13 protein-coding genes are annotated in these 18,152 nt (G+C 50.9%); 7 read left to right on the top strand and 6 right to left on the bottom strand.

The annotated features are described in order from the left end of the window. Positions 1 to 124 precede the first annotated feature (124 nt). The 4 genes from JXQ28_03925 to JXQ28_03940 all read right to left on the bottom strand — a co-directional run bounded on the left by JXQ28_03925 (position 125) and on the right by JXQ28_03940 (position 4,364). Positions 125 to 2,314, bottom strand: coding sequence for a DUF1926 domain-containing protein (locus tag JXQ28_03925; GenBank protein ID MBN2276878.1), 2,190 nt, complete (start codon positions 2,312 to 2,314; stop codon positions 125 to 127). Further along, positions 2,314 to 3,216 (bottom strand): MCE family protein, encoded by a 903-nt coding sequence (locus tag JXQ28_03930; GenBank protein ID MBN2276879.1) that lies wholly within the window; start codon positions 3,214 to 3,216, stop codon positions 2,314 to 2,316. Before JXQ28_03930 ends, JXQ28_03925 begins: the two co-directional genes overlap by 1 nt. Before the next feature lie 88 nt (positions 3,217 to 3,304). After that, positions 3,305 to 4,162, bottom strand: coding sequence for a ribosome small subunit-dependent GTPase A (rsgA, locus tag JXQ28_03935; GenBank protein MBN2276880.1), 858 nt, complete (start codon positions 4,160 to 4,162; stop codon positions 3,305 to 3,307). 28 nt (positions 4,163 to 4,190) lie between these two features. Next, positions 4,191 to 4,364 carry a hypothetical protein gene (locus JXQ28_03940; GenBank protein ID MBN2276881.1) on the bottom strand — a complete coding sequence of 58 codons (174 nt, stop codon included), beginning with the start codon at positions 4,362 to 4,364 and terminating at the stop codon, positions 4,191 to 4,193. Between the two features lie 260 nt (positions 4,365 to 4,624). Here JXQ28_03940 and secA point away from each other — a divergent pair, with 260 nt between their 5' ends. The 7 genes from secA to JXQ28_03975 all read left to right on the top strand — a co-directional run bounded on the left by secA (position 4,625) and on the right by JXQ28_03975 (position 13,979). Then, positions 4,625 to 7,669, top strand: coding sequence for a preprotein translocase subunit SecA (secA, locus tag JXQ28_03945; protein MBN2276882.1), 3,045 nt, complete (start codon positions 4,625 to 4,627; stop codon positions 7,667 to 7,669). 167 nt (positions 7,670 to 7,836) lie between these two features. After that, the gene (locus JXQ28_03950; protein MBN2276883.1) at positions 7,837 to 8,250 is read left to right on the top strand and encodes an arsenate reductase ArsC; all 414 of its coding nucleotides are present in this window, start codon (positions 7,837 to 7,839) and stop codon (positions 8,248 to 8,250) included. Between the two features lie 10 nt (positions 8,251 to 8,260). Further along, positions 8,261 to 8,929: an HAD-IA family hydrolase gene (locus tag JXQ28_03955; GenBank protein ID MBN2276884.1), complete on the top strand. Its 669-nt coding sequence runs from the start codon at positions 8,261 to 8,263 to the stop codon at positions 8,927 to 8,929. Between the two features lie 21 nt (positions 8,930 to 8,950). Beyond that, the gene (locus tag JXQ28_03960; protein ID MBN2276885.1) at positions 8,951 to 10,495 is read left to right on the top strand and encodes an insulinase family protein; all 1,545 of its coding nucleotides are present in this window, start codon (positions 8,951 to 8,953) and stop codon (positions 10,493 to 10,495) included. Then, positions 10,492 to 11,892, top strand: coding sequence for an insulinase family protein (locus JXQ28_03965; protein MBN2276886.1), 1,401 nt, complete (start codon positions 10,492 to 10,494; stop codon positions 11,890 to 11,892). The genes JXQ28_03960 and JXQ28_03965 overlap by 4 nt, the downstream gene beginning before the upstream one ends. A gap of 132 nt (positions 11,893 to 12,024) precedes the next feature. Further along, entirely contained in the window at positions 12,025 to 13,014 is a 990-nt protein-coding gene (locus JXQ28_03970; protein ID MBN2276887.1) for an omptin family outer membrane protease, read from the top strand. 104 nt (positions 13,015 to 13,118) lie between these two features. Next, positions 13,119 to 13,979, top strand: coding sequence for a prolyl oligopeptidase family serine peptidase (locus JXQ28_03975; protein MBN2276888.1), 861 nt, complete (start codon positions 13,119 to 13,121; stop codon positions 13,977 to 13,979). Positions 13,980 to 14,228: 249 nt separating this feature from the next. Here the strand turns inward: JXQ28_03975 and JXQ28_03980 are convergent, their stop codons facing one another. Both JXQ28_03980 and lon read right to left on the bottom strand, forming a co-directional pair. Continuing rightward, on the bottom strand, positions 14,229 to 15,782 hold the full coding sequence (locus tag JXQ28_03980; protein ID MBN2276889.1) for an NAD(P)H-hydrate dehydratase: 1,554 nt from the start codon (positions 15,780 to 15,782) through the stop codon (positions 14,229 to 14,231). After that, complete coding sequence (gene lon, locus JXQ28_03985; protein MBN2276890.1) at positions 15,779 to 18,103, bottom strand: endopeptidase La; 2,325 nt, start codon at positions 18,101 to 18,103, stop codon at positions 15,779 to 15,781. The genes JXQ28_03980 and lon overlap by 4 nt, the downstream gene beginning before the upstream one ends. Positions 18,104 to 18,152: the final 49 nt, after the last annotated feature.

Here is an 18,152-nt window from a genome sequence, read left to right on the forward strand (position 1 = left end):
ATACAATTAATCATGTAACTCCGATTGACGAATGTCAAGGGAGGAACCGAAAAAGTCATCACAAAAAAACCGGCCTGGTTTTAAAAGGCCGGTTTTTTCAATTCGGATTTTAGTCCGTAATATTTCAGGTTTTCATCGCCGTCCGGGCCCGCTCCCCGGTCATCCGCGATGGAATCCCGTCCGGTTTCCCGGAATAAAGCATGAAAGTGACTTCCCAGGGTTGTCCTTTCTTCAGATTGATTTCAAACAGGTTGACCAGCGAAGTCCCCTGGTAAACTTTCTCGAAACCGCCCTCGGAAAGCGAGATGGTGAAAATCGGAGCCTGCCAGATTTCAGCTTCCCGGTCAACCATCAGTGCCACCGCGCCTTTAAGCCAGTCATCGCTGATAATCACCGACCGGCCGCCGGCCTTGCGATTAACCGCATCAAGATTGCTGTCACGCATCCGTTCTCCGTCAAAGAGGATATACCGGTCGGGAGCGTGCCCGGCCAGGAAATTGAAATTGTTCTCGACACCGAAGCGAATGTTTTTAATATCCTCATTGGTTGCCGTCAGGCTGTAATTGACGGAAATTACTTCCGAATCGACCCCGAAATAGTAACTCTTGACTATCCTGAGGGCCTTGATTCCGTCCTGGCGCCAGAGATGTCCTTCACGTTTCATCCGAACCACCCCGGCCTTGCCGCCCCGCTCGTAAGTCCAGGGCTCCAGAATAAAATCGCCGTCGTTGCCGAAATTGCCCGAGGCAAACCGGTGCAGATCGACCTCGGCCGGGAAGAAATGATCGACGAAACAGCGTTTCAAATACCAGTCCTCGGCCAGCAGTTTCTCCAGGCCGGATTCTTTGGTCAGAACCAGATCGTGAATCGACTCGGTGGTATCGCTCTCATGTTTCTTTCCGTCGTCGAGCCGCGCTTTGGTCAGTTTCCAGTGATAACCTTCTTTGCGGCGTTTCAAAGTATCGGTGATATTAAACGAGGCTTCGCGGTTGTCCAGTTCCAGCATCATTCCGCCGGTCGATGGTTTTATGATCGATGTGAATTTATTGGTCATCACCACGATCTCATCATAGCCGTCGCAGTCATAATCGAGAAGGTTTGTCTGAACGTCACGGAAGACCGGCGCCAGCAGTTTTTCGGCCTCGATCAGATGATGATAGATCGCCTGGCGAAGATGCCCCAGGTAAAGCCCTCCGAAAACACCATGCCAGTAGGCGCAGTTGCACTGGGCGGCATAGAGATGCGGTTTGATCTTGTCGATCATCATGTAATCAGTCGGGTTTTTCTCGGCATAATCGGCCAGCATCGAGGATACCAGCAGCATTCGTTTATGCATCAGGTTATTTTCGTCGTACTTGGCCAGAAATCCGCGCCAGTGTCCGCCTCGGACATAACGTCCATATTTCTCCAGCTTGCCCTCTTTTTTGAGCCACTCCTCGAATTCTTCGTATTCGGCAAAAGCCTTCGGCGGCAGAGACCAGTGAAGCATTTCGGCGTAAGAGGCGGTCGGCAGATAGGCCCGGCCGACCGGTTTGGTCCGTGAGGCTTCTTCCAGCGTGATAACTTCCAGCCAGTCGGAATTATTCGCCAGCGCCTCGAAAAAATGCTCCAGCCATTTGTCTTCGTAGCAGTGCTGATAGGTTTTCGGCCAGACTCCGAATTTCTCGCCGTCATCGGCATAAACCGCCAGCCCGCCCGGATTCGTCTCGGCCTGCCGTTTCAATTCATCCATCACCTTGTCCACCGTGGCGAAAGGAATCAGATAGCGCAGTTTTTTCTGAATCGGCAGCAATTTGATTGTGGCGCCCTCTTCCTCGGTGATAAAAACTCCCCGGAGTTGATCGGGTTCGAAGCCGGCATAAAGAAAATGAGTATCATCGACCGGCAAATATTCTACGCCCGCCATTTTCAAGACCTTCGGCAGATGTGGTTCCCAAACCCGTTCGGTCAACCATAATCCGGAAACATCAGCTCCGAATTTCCCGGCCAGATACCGGCTCAGCATTTCAATCTGTCCGAGTTTGTCGTTGTCCGGAATCGATGGCAGAATTGGTTCATAAAATCCGCCCGTCATGAGTTCGATCCGATTATCATAAATCATGCTCTGCACCAGATCAAAATAGGCGGGATAGCGGTCCTCCTGCCAATCCCAGAGGATTCCCGATTGATGAAGCGACAGGCGCAAACCGGTGAATTGCTCGAATAATTTAAGAAAGGGCATATAGGCCCGGTTATGGGCCTCATCGAACACCGAATCGAAATTGCCGACCGGCTGATGATTATGAATGCCTATGGCCAGCTTGAATTTATCCATTAGAATAACTCCACTTTCAATTGAATATACTTTTTCGGATTGGCTTTTATGTCCAGTATTAAATCATCAAGATTATCAGCCGTTTTACGCAAATCATCGTACAAACGGCGGTCATCGATAAGCATCTGCAGAGTCCCGTCGCCGTGGTTAAGATTATCGGCGAAATCCCGGGCCGCCTGGGAAACATAGGTAAGGTCGGCCGTGATTGTTTCCAGGTGCCGTGATACCGAATCCATCCTGACCAGGGTCGAATCCACCCGACCGGTGTTGCGGTTGACCACCATTTTCAAATTGCGCGAGGCCTCCAGAAAGTTTTGCGCCATATCATCCATTTTATTACGATTGCGATCCATGTAATCGGCAAGAGATTTCGATAAATCCTCGAAATTCCCGATCGTCCGGGATAATTTATCCAGGTTCTCTTCGGATGCCACCGATCTTTTCAGCGCAAAAACCAGATTCCGAAGCTCGGTTATCATCTCCCCCATCATCCCCATCACCTCGGGAATCCCGGTATCGTAACTGCCCGTGACCGGACGGGAATGATCATACGGTATGTCCGATTTACCGGGATAGACAGCCAGAAACCGCTCCCCCATAAGACCGATATTCTTGACGGTGATGATCGCGTCTTCCTTGAGAATGACATCATTATTGATAACCAGGTCGACCTCCACCCCCTCCGGCGTCAGCCTGAGATCGACCACCTTACCCATCCTGATGCCGGAAACCATAACCGGGTCACCATCGGAAAGCGATCCCACCTCATCGAAAAGTACCGTTACATGATAATTTTTCTGCCCGAACCGGTACCCCTGGATCCAGATAATTGTCCCGACAAAGATAACAATCGCAATAATGATAAGAATGCCGACTCTGAATTCTATATTTTTAGATGCCATTATTCTCCCTCATTATACTATAAATCGGTAACACCTTTACACAATTTAACTTAAAATGAACCGGGGATTAAATACAAGTTTGAAATTCTTAGAGCGAATCATAGATAGTCTGATAACTGCGGTAACGGAAAGCCGGTATCAAACCCTCGTCGACAGCCTTTTTGACCGCACAGCCCGGCTCATGGGTATGACTGCAACCGACAAACCGGCATTGTCCGGCCAGTTCAATAAATTCGGGATAATATTGATCGAGCTGTTCTCTGGCCACTTCCCATAATCCAAGAACTTTTAATCCCGGACTGTCAACAACAAAACCTCCCCGGGGAAGTTCGAAAAGCTCGACTAAGGATGTGGTATGAACTCCCCGGTTGGAATAATCGGAAACCTCGCAGACCCGGAGATTAAGCCCCGGCATCAGGTGGTTGAGAATGGTCGATTTTCCCACACCGGAATGACCGGCAAAAATAGTCTTTTTATCTTTCAGGATGTTTTCAAGACTGTCCATTCCCTTCCCGGTTAAGGCGGAAATTAAAAAGATGGGAATCCCGAGTCGGAAATAGGCTATGCGCATTTCCTCCGGAAAAGGATCGCCCCCCAGGTCAATTTTATTGATTATAATAACCGGCTCCAGATTACCTATCCGGGCCGCAATTAGAAAACGATCAATCAGGCCGGGTTTCAAGTCCGGTTTCCTGATCGCCGCAACGATGGCCAGCTGATCAATGTTGGCGGCAATGATCTGCTTCTTGGACTCGGAACCCTTAGACGGGCGGAAAAACATCGACCGCCGCCGGCCGATTTCCTCGATCATCCCGGTCCCATCGGGGCTGAGGCTAATGACAACATTATCCCCTACCGCAACCGGGGTGGCCGCCTCGGTCTGGTGTTTTATTTTGCCTCGAATTTCGCAGGGAATATCCTGCCCCTGGGTTCTTACGATGAACAACTTGCCATGTCCGCGGACTACTATGCCCTTAACGGTCCTGCAAGGAATGATCCTCCTCCTCCATGAGTAAATCCCGCCAATCCATGTTTTTCCTGGACTTGGTGCCCTTAATCAGTTTGGATTTCTTCTCGCGTTTCTTATCCTTCATTTCGGCGGAATCCTGATCCTTACGCGATTTTTTAGGGTGCTTATTACTCCTCATGCCCTTCTACGACATACTCCTGTTATTTGTGGTTAAACAACACGACATTAGAAATATCGGAATAATATTATATAATTTTTAGGTTAAATTAATTATTCTGTAGACATCCGAGTCAAAATCCTTATCCACCGACTTAAAAAATACGTTTTTTTCGTAAAAATTGCAACAAATTTCGAAAAAACGGTAAAAGATAAATGCGGTTGATGATTCGGCCTTAAAACCATATATTAACCAATTATAAAACCTGACAGGAATATTAGATGGCGAATATAATAACCAAAATTTTCGGCACCAAACACGAACGGGATATCAAAAAAATCCGTCCTTTGGTGGGTCAAATCAACGAATACTGCGAGCAGTATAAAACCCTGTCCGAAGATGAACTCCGGGGCAAAACCGAGGAATTCAAAAAAAGACTGGCCGAGGGCGAAACGACTGACGATCTCCTTCCGGAGGCTTTCGCCGTTGTCAAAGAAACCTGCCGCCGGTTGTGCGGTCGGACCTGGGATGTGGTCGGACAAGCGATGGACTGGAATATGGTCCCCTATGATGTTCAGCTGATCGGCGGTATTGTCCTGCACCAGGGAAAGATAGCCGAGATGGCCACCGGCGAGGGTAAAACCCTGGTAGCCACCCTGCCCATTTATTTGAATGCCTTAAGCGGCGAGGGTGTCCATGTCGTGACGGTCAATGATTATCTGGCCAAACGCGACAGCGAGTGGATGGGCCGCATTTTTGAATACCTCGGTCTGACGGTCGGTTGTATTCAAAATGAAATGGACAGCTCCCAGCGCCGGAGCGAATATCTCAAGGATATCACCTACGGCACCAATAACGAGTTCGGTTTTGATTACCTTCGCGATAATATGGCCCAGACCATCGATGACCGGGTTCATCGCGGTTATCATTACGCCATTGTCGACGAGGTCGACTCGGTCCTGGTCGATGAGGCCCGGACCCCGTTGATTATTTCCGGACCGGTCGAAAGCGCCATCCACAAGCGCTACTCCGAAATGCAGCCGATTGTCAATACCCTGGTCCGTAAACAGACCAACCTGATCAATGAGAAAATCGCCCGCGCTGAAAAATTACTGCAATCGGATGATGGAGCGGCCCAGTACGAGGCCGGAGAACTGCTTTTGGCCGCCCGGAAGGGTGCCCCCAAGAACAAAAAATACCTGAAACTGATCAAAGAACCGGGCCTCCTTAACCTGATCAATCGGGTCGAATCCGATTATATGCGCGATAAAAAACTACACCTCGTCGATGAAATGCTGTACTACGCCATTGATGAGAAGGAACATTCCATCAATCTCACCGATCACGGCCGAACCCAGTTTTCAAAAGAGGAACAGGAACTGTTCATCATCCCCGATATCACCGAGGCCCTTTCGGAAATCGAGGGTGATGAATCCCTGTCCCCCGATGAGAAAACCCGCCGGATCGATGAGATGTATCGCCTGCATTCGGAGCGTTCGGAAAAAGTCCACTCCATCAGCCAGCTTCTCAGGGCCTATACGCTTTTCGAAAAAGATGTCGAATATGTCGTTCAGGACGGCAAAGTTCTTATTGTCGATGAATTTACCGGACGGATTATGCCGGGACGACGGTACTCCGATGGTATGCATCAGGCTATCGAGGCCAAGGAAAATGTTCAGATCGAAAGTGAATCTCAGACCCTGGCCACCATTACCCTGCAGAATTATTTCAGAATGTACGACAAATTGGCCGGTATGACCGGTACCGCCGAAACCGAGGCCCAGGAATTCTGGGATATCTACAAGCTCGATGTTATCAGTATCCCGACCAACGAGCCGGTCCGCCGGATTGACTACAACGACGAAATTTACCGCACTCGCCGCGAAAAATATAATGCCATTATCGATGAAATCATCGACTGCTATAATAATAACCGCCCGGTTCTGGTCGGCACTATTTCGGTCGAAGTTTCCGAAACCCTTTCCCGAATGCTCAAACGTAAAGGGGTTCCTCATAATGTCCTTAATGCCAAACATCACCGGATGGAGGCCGAAATCGTGGCCGGGGCGGGTCAGCCTCGTTCAGTGACCATTGCCACCAATATGGCCGGCCGTGGTACCGATATCAAACTCGGCAATAAAGTAGTCAAACATCCCAACTGCGCCCTCAAAGACCCTGATATCAATCAGGAAATATGTCCTCTGATCAAAGAGCTTAAATGTCACGATGGCGTCCCCTGCGGACTGCATATAATCGGAACCGAGCGCCATGAATCACGCCGTATCGACCGCCAGTTACGGGGACGCTCCGGCCGCCAGGGTGATCCCGGTTCCTCACGGTTCTATCTCTCGCTCGAAGATGATTTAATGCGGCTGTTCGGGTCGGACCGCCTTGGCCGAATCATGGATCGTCTCGGGGTCGAGGAGGGCGAAGTCATCACTCACCCGATGGTCAACAAGGCTATCGAACGGGCCCAGAAACGGGTCGAACTGCAAAACTTCTCCATCCGGAAACATACCCTCGAGTATGATGATGTCATGAATGCCCAGCGCGAGGTCATTTACGACCGGCGCCTGGCCGCCCTGGAACGGGAATCAATCAAGGACGAAGTTGTTGAATTAATCGAGTCGGTTCTCCAGACCCTCATCGATCGACACTGCCCCGAAAAAGAATACGCCGAAAACTGGGATTTGAATACGCTCAAGGAAGACCTGCGCAATATTTATCTCCTTAATCTCGAATTCCGCGCCGAGGATATTCCCGGCCTGACCCACGAGCGGCTATTCGAGCAGGTCCACAAAGCGGTTCTGACATTCTATGAACGCAAAGAACGGCTGTACGGCGAGGAAATCATGCGAAAGCTGGAACGGTACGCCGTCCTGATGACCATCGACCGCCACTGGCGCGATCATATGTATGAAATGGATCAGCTTAAGACCGGAATCGGCCTGCGAGGCTATGGACAACGCGATCCATTGATCGAATACAAGCGGGAAGCCTATCGTATCTTTGCCGAGTTGATTGACCAGATCGATAAGGATATTGTCGGAATGGTATATAAACTCCAGGTCAATATTCCGGAGAAATCGCGTGAGGAACGCCGCCGCGAGGTCCAGCAGAAACAGCTTACCGCTCAACACGAAGACACCGTCGGGATGGGTTTTGGTTCGGCAACCCAGACCGAGGAAGCCAACCCGATGGCTGAGGCTTCCCGGCGGGGCAAAGCCCAGCCGCTCAAGCGTGAGGGCAAAAAGGTTAAGCCCAATGACCCCTGCCCCTGCGGCTCCGGGAAAAAATATAAAAAATGCCACGGGCGGGTCGACTAATCCGGATCGGGGGATCAAATTTATCAGTATTCGTCTGCTCGCCTTTTCCGGTCGGGTCTAATGTTTCCGATGACCGCAGTATTAATTGACAAAATTTCCTTCGGAGATCAAAAATGTGTATCTTGGGAAATTAGCCGACGTATATAAGATTTGTTTGCGGGATATTTATGATAAACCTGTTGTTCGTATGTTCGGGAAATTCCTGCCGGAGTCAGATGGGTGAGGGGCTGGCCCGTCAAATAGCTGACGGGAGATTTCAGGTCAAGTCGGCCGGTGTGACACCGATTGGTGTCCACCCGGCGGCAATTGCATCCATGCGCGAAATCGGTATCGATATCTCCGATCAGACATCGGATTTGCTGACCGGTGAACTTCTGGAATGGACCGATTTTGTCATCACTCTGTGCAATCAGGCTCGCGACCACTGTCCCGCCATTCCGCCCGGCGTCAGGCATATCCACTGGGATATCCCCAATCCCGACCAGCTTTATTTATCCCCGGAAGATCGGAATCGGCAATTTGCGGCTGTCCGTGACCTGATTAAAGAAAGAATCGAAACCTTGTTTAAAGAAATTAAATAGCCTTGTTACTATGATTCATACTGTTTTTTTTGATGTCGGCGGCACCCTGGTAACCGGGGAATCGACTCTGAAGGTTATCGCTGATCGGCTTGATCCGAAACAATCCGAACCTATTTTCAGGTATATGGTCGATCGTTTTATGGAAATATACCTCGATGAAAATCCCCCCCGCTTTTATTCCATCAAGGAGCTTTTAACCCTGTCGACCCGGTTGGCGGCGGAAGAATTCGGGACACCGGATCTGAGTCATCAAACCGTGGAAATCTACCGCTGGCACCATATGAATAATGATCACCTTTATGATGATACCGTGGCCACCCTGGAAAATTTGAAAGATAAGGGTCTCCGCCTTATTTTAATAAGCGATGCCGATGCCGATGTTCTCGAGGAGCAACTGCGGATGTTTGATATCCTGAAATATTTCGATGGGACAATAATTTCCAGTCATACCAAAGCTTACAAACCATCCGACCCGGTTGTCCGGAAAGCATTGGAATATTGCAACGAACCGCTCTCCGGGATACTTTTTGTCGGCGATACCATTGTCGATCTTAAAACCGCCGAAAAAATGAAGGTCAGGTCGGCCCTGATAAACCGTAATGGCCGCTTCAAATATAAAGCCGACCATCAAATCACGCACCTAAACCAGATTTTTGATATTATTGATAACACCATATAATTATTTGGATGAGGTTGAATCATGAAAATGTCCGGTATTTCCGCACTGGCCGGGATCCTTCTTTTACTTCTGGGTGGCGGAGGACTCGCCGCTCAGGATGAGATGCAGTTCCCGGTAAAGCAATTCACTCTGGATAACGGCCTGACTTTCCTGGTGGTCGAACGGCATAATGCCCCGGTTTTCTCGGGATACATTGTTGTGGGTGCCGGCTCGGCCTATGAAAAGATCGGCGATATCGGAACCGCCCATCTGCTGGAACATATGATGTTCAAGGGTTCGCAGTCAATCGGTACAACCGATTACCTCGCTGAAAAAGAATTAATGGATAAAGAGGATTCGGTCTGGGCCAAAATCGATATGGCCCGCCAACAAACCCGATATATTGCCCTTAATGAACCTGAAAAACTCGAAGAGCACCGGCAGTATATCAGTGATCTTGAGAATATCCTCGATTCCCTGACCGCCGCCAGTTCCGAATATGTTATCCAGAATGAATTCGATGAAATCTACACCCGCAACGGGGCGGCCGAATTCAATGCTACCACCGGTTACGATTTTACCCATTACTTCGTCTCCCTGCCGGCCAACCGGATGGAGCTGTGGTTTGCCATGGAATCGGATCGCCTTAAACACCCCGCCTTGCGGGAATTCTTCCCGGAACGGGACGTGGTCAGTGAGGAACGGCGGCTTTCCGTGGAAAACTCGCCCGAGGCTAAGTTGTTCGAGCAATTGATCGGAACCGCCTTTATTGCCCATCCTTACCAGATCTTCTGGGAATGGCAATCCGAGGAAAATAATCTCACTCGTTCCGATCTCCGGAATTTCTTCGATACCTATTATATCCCCTCGCGCCTGACGGTGGCGGTGGTTGGTGATGTCCGTCTCGAGGAGGTGCAGAATCTGGCCGAGCGATATTTCGGCGATATTCCGCCCGCTCCCGATCCAGAACCGATTTATACGGTTGAACCGGAACAGCCCGGTGAGCGGCGAGTTGATGTGTCTTTCGAATCCAACCCGGTCATTTCGATTGCCTACCACAAGACGGCTTTTGACTCCGATGATGAACCGGCCTTCCGGGTTATCGACCGGCTTCTCGGAAGCGGACGAACCTCGCGCCTGTTCAAATCACTGGTGATCGACCGTCAACTCTGTCTTGCCGTTTCGACCTACACTTTCCCCGGGGGCATGATGGGCGATTTGCATAACGCCGTCTTCTGTATCGATGCTTATCCCAAAGAAGGAATCGAAAACGTGGAAGTCGAAAAAGCCATATATGAAGAACTCGAGAAACTGGCTTCCGTGCCGGTCGGGGAACGGGAATTGCAGAAGGTTAAAAACAACATCGATGCCGCCTTTATCTGGGCCTCATACAGCAACATCGGCCTGGCGGCCTATCTGGCCACCGCCCAAGGATTGGCCAAAGACTGGAAATATATTATGAAAATGCGGGATCGTCTCAAAGCCGTCACCGCCGAGGATATCATGAATACCACCCGTAAATATTTCACCCTCGAAAACCGAACGGTGGCGACCCTGATTCCCGTTGGGAAAGGAGAGGTCCAATGAAAAAGGCTTTCCTTACTATTATCATCTGGCTGATCGGGATTTTATCGGTGATGGCCGTCAATCCCCGCGATATGAAATTCGGGCCGCTTCAATTCAAACCGTCCGAACCGGTGCGGTTTGTCGCGGATAATGGCATGGTGGTTTATTTTCTTGAGGATCACCAGCTCCCGGTGGTTTCCGCCGCTTTCTATTTCAAGGGCGGCGATATCTATGATTCGCCCGAGAAGTCGGGCCTGGCCGAGTTGACCGCCAACCTTATGCGGACCGGTGGAGCCGGGGACCGAACACCTGACCAGGTTGACCAGGACCTTGATTTTGTCGCGGCCAATATCTCTTTCAATTCCGGTAATGAGGTTCTGATAGTCAATATGAACTGCCTGCGCAAAGATATCCATCCGGTCTTCGGCATCCTGGCCGATATCCTGATTCGCCCTATGTTTGATTCCGCCAAGTTCTCGCTGGAAGTTTCGAACAAAAAGGATGAAATCCTCCGCCAGAATGATGATCCCGGTCAAATTACCCGTCGGGTGTACTATGAAACCGTATACAAGGGTCACCCCTACGGCCGGGGACCGACTCTGGCTTCGATGGGACTTATTACTCGCGATGATGTTATCCCCCAGCATCGGATGTACTACACCCCTGATAATAGTATCGTGGCGATTACCGGCGATATGACCCTTGATGAGGTCAAAGCGCTAATCGGAAAATATCTGAAGGAATGGGCAAAAGGAACCGGACGCCCGGCGCCTCCGGAAATGGCCGTCATGAAATATACTCCCGGCGTCTATTACGCCGAGAGGGATATGAATCAGGCTCATATCCGAATCGGGCATCTCGGCCTGGATGATAAAAATCCGGATCGATATGCTATGGATATAATGAATTTCGCTCTTGGCGGCGGCGGTTTCAGTTCCCGCATGACCGGCCTGATCAGGACCACTGCCGGACTGGCCTATTCGGTGGGAACATACTCCTATAATCGGCCCTATGGCGGAACCTTCTTTGCCTATTGCCAGACCCGGGCCGACGCCACCGGGCAGGCCTTGAAAATGATGTTGGATATTATCCGCCAAGTTAAAAACGAAGGTATTACCGCCGACGAGATGAACCTCGCCCGGGAATCAATTATCAATAGCTTTGTCTTCGGATACGATACCCCGGCCAAGATTGTCAGCGATAAAGCCTACAAAGAACTCATGGGATTCCCATCGGACCAGATGGAAAAAGACCTCGCGGCTTACCATGCGGTAACACTTGAAGATTGTAACCGCGTTGCCAGGGAATATTTAAAACCCGATAGTATGGTAATCATCATTACCGGCAATAAAGAAATGTTCGATCAACCGCTGGAAGCCTTTGGACCGGTTACTGATGTTTCGCTGGAAATAAAATAAACTCTGTTGTAATTCCATGCGGCCGGAAGGCGGGATGACAAATCCCCCTCCGGCCGCTTTTTATTTGGCTTGACATCGGTCAACACAATTGTTACTCTTGGAAAATTATACCCGAAAATCAAGGCGGACATCATGACCAAAACGACCCGATTAATCATCCTCTTCCTGCTTGTTTCCGTTTCCGTCTCCAATGCCGGAATAACTCTGAAAACCGACCTCGGACCGATAATCAAACGCGGTTTCGGACATGCCGAATACGTGATGGACGCCTATGCCTGGAGCCAGGATGAACAATTATACCGGGTCAAAAGTAAACTCACCTTTCCCCTTGATTTTTTCATGGCCGGGGTGGAAATAGGCATCGTGCCGCAATTGAAATCCAATGACAAGCTATCATTCAGCGTCGGCCTTTATACCAATATCAATAATCCGGGCGGCTTAATGAAAGATTATGATTGGTCTGCCCCGGCCGGGTATCGGCTGACCATGTGGAGTTATACCGAATCCGATGCCGATCAAAAGGCTCTCCAATTAGATATTAACGGACGCTACCGCGTTTTCTCATGGAATAAAGTCCATACTTATCTCTACACCGGATTTCGCTACCAGAAACTGGAACAGGATATTAATGGTTATACCGGATGGCAGCTTAATTCCGATCCGCCTCCCGATACCGTCTTTTTTTCTGAAACCCACTATGCCCTTTATTACCGGGTGACATTTACATCGCCTATGATCGGTCTGATTTACAGCATTAAATTCACGCCGGGGACATCGCTGGATTTGATGGCGGCCTATTCCCGCTTTTATGCCTCCGATTATGATGATCACGTTTTACGCCGCAAGGTGGCCACGGCCAATGGCTGGGGTAACGGTATCTATTCATCGATCCTGTTTAAAACCGGCATTTTCCCCGGACTGATGAAGGTTCGGCCGTTTCTTGAAATTTCCGGAGATGTGACCTATCTCAAGGCATCCATGCCCCAGACCCAGGAATGGTATGGCGATGATCCGATCTCCGATATAGATGATACAGGAATTATTATCCATGGCATCCCCCATGACATTTCCAGTTTTCAATTCTGGCTCGGCCTTAAACTTGGAATGGAATTCGGGATATAAGCCCGTCGATTTATATTTCAGATAACGTATATTTTGCGGCCGCCTCTTGCCAAGGGGACAGGCCGTATTTATTTTCCTGATCGTATTAACCGGGATGGTATTTTATGGATATTGACGGCATTATCAGAAGGCGTGAAAAAGTCGAATTAAACCGAGCCGGTCAGGCTGCTGTTCGCCGGCTTTATGATTTTGATCTGCTTGACCGGACAATTGTCGAGAGTATCACCTATCTCTCCGACGGTCTTCATGTTAACGGTTATATTGCCCGACCGATAGCCGATGGGAAATACCCGGTACTGGTCTGGAACCGGGGCGGCTCCGAAGACAAAGGAGCGCTCGATGACCTTACCGCCCACCTGATTCTGGCTTCCACTGCCCGCTGGGGCTATATCGTTCTGGCAACCCAGTACCGCGGGAATATGGGATCGGAGGGCGACGACGAGTGGGGCGGCGACGATCTTCACGATATCCATAATATTATCAAAGCCGCAGAAAATATCCCCGAATGCGATACCGATCGGATGGCTATCGAGGGTGCCAGCCGGGGAGGCATGAACACCTACCGGATGCTTCTCGAGGATGACCGCTTCAAATGCGCCATTGTCCATGCCGGGATTACCGATGTCCCGGCCCTGATGACAGCCAGACCGGATTTTGCCCGGTATATCGACCGTCATTATGTCGGTCTTTCCGAAGAAAAAAAACAGGAAGAACTGGAAAAGCTGTCGGCCGTCCATTTCGCCGGTAATTTGCCCCGGCATATCCCCCTGTTAATCATGCACGGCACCGCCGACACGGTTGTCCCCGTTGAGCAATCCCGGGCGTTGGCGGCCCAATTGAAAAAATATAACCTTCCTCATAAATTTGTTATCCTCGAGGGCGGCACCCATGTGGCCCTCAAAGATGGCAGTTACCGTGAAATCGATACCCACCGCAGGGAGTGGCTGGCCAGATATCTGGCCTGAATAATTCAACCTCCAATTATGACCGTCAATTTAAATATATGTCAGAGGAAATTACTACCCTTATTGTCTTACTGCACCGCGCCCTCGAATCACTGCTGATGCCACCCCGGGAAAATATTATCGGACCCTGACCGGTTTTATTATTTTCGTTGCGGTCTGGCCATTCATTTCGGTCTTTAATGACATAATAAAACCGGGGCCGCCATTCAACCGGTCCCGGCTTATTAATATAACCTTGACCTTGATAATCTACTCGCAGAAAGATTGAACCAGCCGAAAAGCATCGGGCATGTAATCGATCAAATCCCCGGCAATCAGAGATCTCCGGCCGAATTCCTCCGCCGCCAGATCACCCGCCAGACCATGAATATAAACTCCCGCAATAGCCGCATCGAAAGGATCCATCCCCTGTGCCAGGAAGGAACCGATTATCCCGGTCAGGACATCGCCCGATCCTCCGGTAGCCATCCCGTCATTACCGGTCGGGTTCAAAAACAGGCGGCCGTCCGGGTGCACAATAATTGTCGGTGAACCTTTAAGTACGATCACGGCCTCATACCGCCGGGCATACTCCCGCACCTGCTCATAAAGATCGTACAGGTTATCGGCCGGGTCACTGTCGATCAACCGCCGGAATTCCCCCGGATGCGGCGTCAGCACCAGCGGTCCATGCGCCTCAGTCAGCGGAGTGCGATCCTTCTCGAAAGCATTAAGACCATCGGCATCAATGATCGCCGGTTTGTCCAGATGGCCCACCAGTCGTTGTACCAGTTCCCTGGTTTCAAAATGCCGTCCGATTCCCGGACCGATCACCACCGCATCGGATTCCGCTATTTTCTTTCTGATCTCACCCAAGCCGCGTTTGGCCAGACAACCCCGGCGGCCCACATCGGGCAACGGCAGGGTCATCGGTTCGGTCAGTTTGACTTCCAGAATCGGGTTTATGGCAGCCGGACAGCCGACCGTCACCAGTCCTACCCCGGCCCGGGCTGAGGCTTTGGCCGAAAGTACCGCCGCACCGGTCAGCCCGGTCGAACCGGCCAGGATGAAGAGCTTCCCGAAATCCCCCTTGTGCCCGTCCGGTTTTCTTCGAGGCAGAAGAGAATAGACTATTTCGAAAGTAATCAGGTTTTCCCGGATATGAAATAATTCAATTACATCATCGGGGATCCCGATCGGGACCACCTCGACATATCCCGATAATTCCCGTCCGGGAGAATAGTACAATCCAACCTTGGGCAGGGCCAGGGTGAAGGTGTACCGCGCCTGGACTGCCGCTCCCTCGTGATGTCCGGTATCGACATTTAATCCCGATGGGCAATCGACCGCAATCACCGGGATTTTCTGAACGTTGATATATTCGATAAAATCGGCCGGCAGTCCCCGCGGCGCCCCGGAAAACCCGGTCCCGAAAACGGCATCCACAATAAAATCGACGGCCAGGGTTTCAGGCAGTTGCCCGGTCGATTCTATTCCGCGCATTTTGATATTGAGTTCCCGCGCTCGATCATAATTCAACTGCGCCTCCGCTGAAAATTGCTCGGGCGGGGCCGGATAAAATATTTCTACCGCGGCGCCGTACTGATGCAGGTACCGACCCACCACGAAACCATCACCGCCGTTGTTACCCTTACCGCAGAAAACCGCGATTCTCTTGCCTTTGGGCTGATCGAGAATCATATCCCGAATCCGCTCGGCAATCCCGCGCCCGGCATTCTCCATCAATTCCGGCCCCGGAATCCCGCGCTTCTCGATCGCTTCCCGATCGACCGCCCGCATCATGTCCGCCGTCACCAGTTTCATCGTTTGCTCTTCCTGCCTGATTTACTTCTCCCCGTTTTCTTACCTCCTCGAACCGGCCCGCTTTCAAGAGCCAGCCGGATAACCTCACCGGCATTCTCGACAAACTTGAATTTCACCCCTTTTCTGATTTCGGGGGGGATTTCGGTCATATCCTTTTTATTCTCTTTCGGCAGGATAACCGTTTTGATTCCGGCCCGGTATGCCGCCAGAAGCTTTTCCTTAAGGCCCCCGATCGGCATTACACGGCCGCGGAGAGTAATCTCGCCGGTCATCGCCAGACGCGGTTTAACCGGCCGTCCCGACATGAGTGAGGCCAGCGCCGTGGCCATCGTAATTCCGGCCGAGGGGCCATCTTTCGGAGTCGCGCCTGAGGGAACATGAATATGAATTTCGTGATCCCCGCAGATATCGGGATCGATTCCAAAAGTATTGCAATTGGTGCGGACATAGGACAGGGCCGCCATAGCCGATTCCTTCATCACATCACCCAGCTGCCCGGTCAGGGTCAATTCCTTTTTGCCTTTCATCATGGTGGCTTCGATAAAGAGTATTTCTCCTCCGACCGAGGTCCAGGCCAGCCCGGGAACCACTCCCACCTGACCGGTACGCGAAATCACTTCTCGGGAATATCTCTGCGGCCCGAGATACTGCCGAATATCAGCTTCATCGACCGTGTACCGCTGTTTCGATCCTCCCGCGATTTTTCTGGCCACCTTACGGCAAACCGTAGCGATTTCCCGTTCCAGATTGCGCAATCCGGACTCCCGCGTATAACCGTTGATAAGCTCCAGAATTCCTTTGTCGGTTATGGTCAGGCGGTTTTTTACGATTCCATGATTCTCAAACTGCTTGGGAATAAGATGCCGCTTGGCGATTTCCAGTTTCTCCATATCAGTGTAACCAGGTATCCGGATCACTTCCATCCGGTCGCGAAGTACCGGCGGAATCGGATCCAGTAGATTGGCCGTGGTGACAAACATGACCCGTGACAGGTCGAACGAAACCTCCAGGTAGTGATCCGAGAAGGTATCGTTTTGTTCCGGGTCGAGAACCTCAAGCAGAGCGCTCGAGGGATCACCGCGGAAATCAGCCCCGATTTTATCCACCTCATCGAGCATGATAATCGGATTATTCGACTCCGCCCGCTTGATACTCTGAATTATCCGTCCCGGTAATGCACCGATATAGGTCCGGCGATGTCCCCTGATTTCCGCCTCATCGCGCATGCCGCCGAGCGAAATCCGTTCGAACTTGCGACCCATCGCCCGGGCAATCGAGCGGCCCAGCGATGTTTTCCCGACCCCCGGCGGACCGACAAAACACAGGATCGGTCCCTTGACATCGCTCTTTAATTTTCGCACCGCCAGGTATTCCAGAATCCGGTCTTTGACTTTATCGAGATCGTAATGATCCTCATCCAGCACTTTTTTGGCCTTCCTGATATTCAGGGAATCCCGGGTTGAAATCGACCAGGGTAATGAAATCAACCAGTCAAGATAAGTTCGCGAGACAGTGTACTCGGCCGAGGCGGGATTCATACGCGATAACCGCTCCAGCTCCTTGGTGGCCGCCGCCTCCGCGGCCACCGGCATTTTTGCTTCGGCTATCTTTTCCTCGAATTCATCTATCTCCGCCCGATCATCTTTTTCCCCCAGTTCCTTCCTGATCGCTTTGAGTTGCTCCCTAAGCAGGAACTCGCGCTGCATCTTGCCCATCTCCGATTGAGCTTCATTCTGGATCTTCCGCGATATCTCGAGAACTTCAATTTCCTTGTTGATTATAACCAGCAGTTTTTCCAGACGCCGATTAACATTGTTTTCCTCGACAATCGACTGCTTCTCGTTGATGGCGATATTTAGATTGGAGGTAATCAGGTCGGCCAGCCGCGAGGGTGTTTCCTGGTTTATGGCCGATATATAAAGCTCCTCGGACAGGTTGGGCGAGAGATCGACAACCTTCTTGAGCTGCTCGAGTAGATTACGCTGAAGAGCCTCGAGCTTCAATCCGCCGGTGACAGTATCCGAAATCGTTTCCACCTCGGCTGTCAGGTACGGTTCCGTGCTGAGAAATTTAACTATCCTGATTCGGCTCAAACCCTGAACCAGAAAACGGATCGTCCCGTCCGGAAAACGCAGCATCTTGAGAATATTCCCCGAGGTCCCGATACGATGTAACTGGTCCGGCCCGGGATCATCGGTACTCTGGTCGGTCTGTAAAAATATCCCGACCGCGTTACCCCGCATCAGCGCTTCATCGATCAGCCGTGCCTGTTTCTGTTCGTTGGCAATCAGGGGAATAACCAGATGCGGGAAAACTACCATCCCGCGGATGGGGAGGATCGGCAGAACCCTGGTTCCTGATTTATTCCCG

This window comes from Candidatus Zixiibacteriota bacterium, from assembly GCA_016933955.1.
Classification (GTDB): Bacteria; Zixibacteria; MSB-5A5; order GN15; family PGXB01; genus JAFGTT01.

What these genes read in the sequence shown, in the direction of transcription:
- JXQ28_03925 (MBN2276878.1), bottom strand. Translation starts at nt 2,314, where the DNA reads ATGGATAAATTCAAGCTGGCCATAGGCATTCATAATCATCAGCCGGTC.
- JXQ28_03930 (MBN2276879.1), bottom strand. Translation starts at nt 3,216, where the DNA reads ATGGCATCTAAAAATATAGAATTCAGAGTCGGCATTCTTATCATTATT.
- JXQ28_03940 (MBN2276881.1), bottom strand. Translation starts at nt 4,364, where the DNA reads ATGAGGAGTAATAAGCACCCTAAAAAATCGCGTAAGGATCAGGATTCC.
- secA (MBN2276882.1), top strand. Translation starts at nt 4,625, where the DNA reads ATGGCGAATATAATAACCAAAATTTTCGGCACCAAACACGAACGGGAT.
- JXQ28_03950 (MBN2276883.1), top strand. Translation starts at nt 7,837, where the DNA reads ATGATAAACCTGTTGTTCGTATGTTCGGGAAATTCCTGCCGGAGTCAG.
- JXQ28_03955 (MBN2276884.1), top strand. Translation starts at nt 8,261, where the DNA reads ATGATTCATACTGTTTTTTTTGATGTCGGCGGCACCCTGGTAACCGGG.
- JXQ28_03960 (MBN2276885.1), top strand. Translation starts at nt 8,951, where the DNA reads ATGAAAATGTCCGGTATTTCCGCACTGGCCGGGATCCTTCTTTTACTT.
- JXQ28_03965 (MBN2276886.1), top strand. Translation starts at nt 10,492, where the DNA reads ATGAAAAAGGCTTTCCTTACTATTATCATCTGGCTGATCGGGATTTTA.
- JXQ28_03970 (MBN2276887.1), top strand. Translation starts at nt 12,025, where the DNA reads ATGACCAAAACGACCCGATTAATCATCCTCTTCCTGCTTGTTTCCGTT.
- JXQ28_03975 (MBN2276888.1), top strand. Translation starts at nt 13,119, where the DNA reads ATGGATATTGACGGCATTATCAGAAGGCGTGAAAAAGTCGAATTAAAC.
- JXQ28_03980 (MBN2276889.1), bottom strand. Translation starts at nt 15,782, where the DNA reads ATGAAACTGGTGACGGCGGACATGATGCGGGCGGTCGATCGGGAAGCG.
- lon (MBN2276890.1), bottom strand. Translation starts at nt 18,103, where the DNA reads ATGGTAGTTTTCCCGCATCTGGTTATTCCCCTGATTGCCAACGAACAG.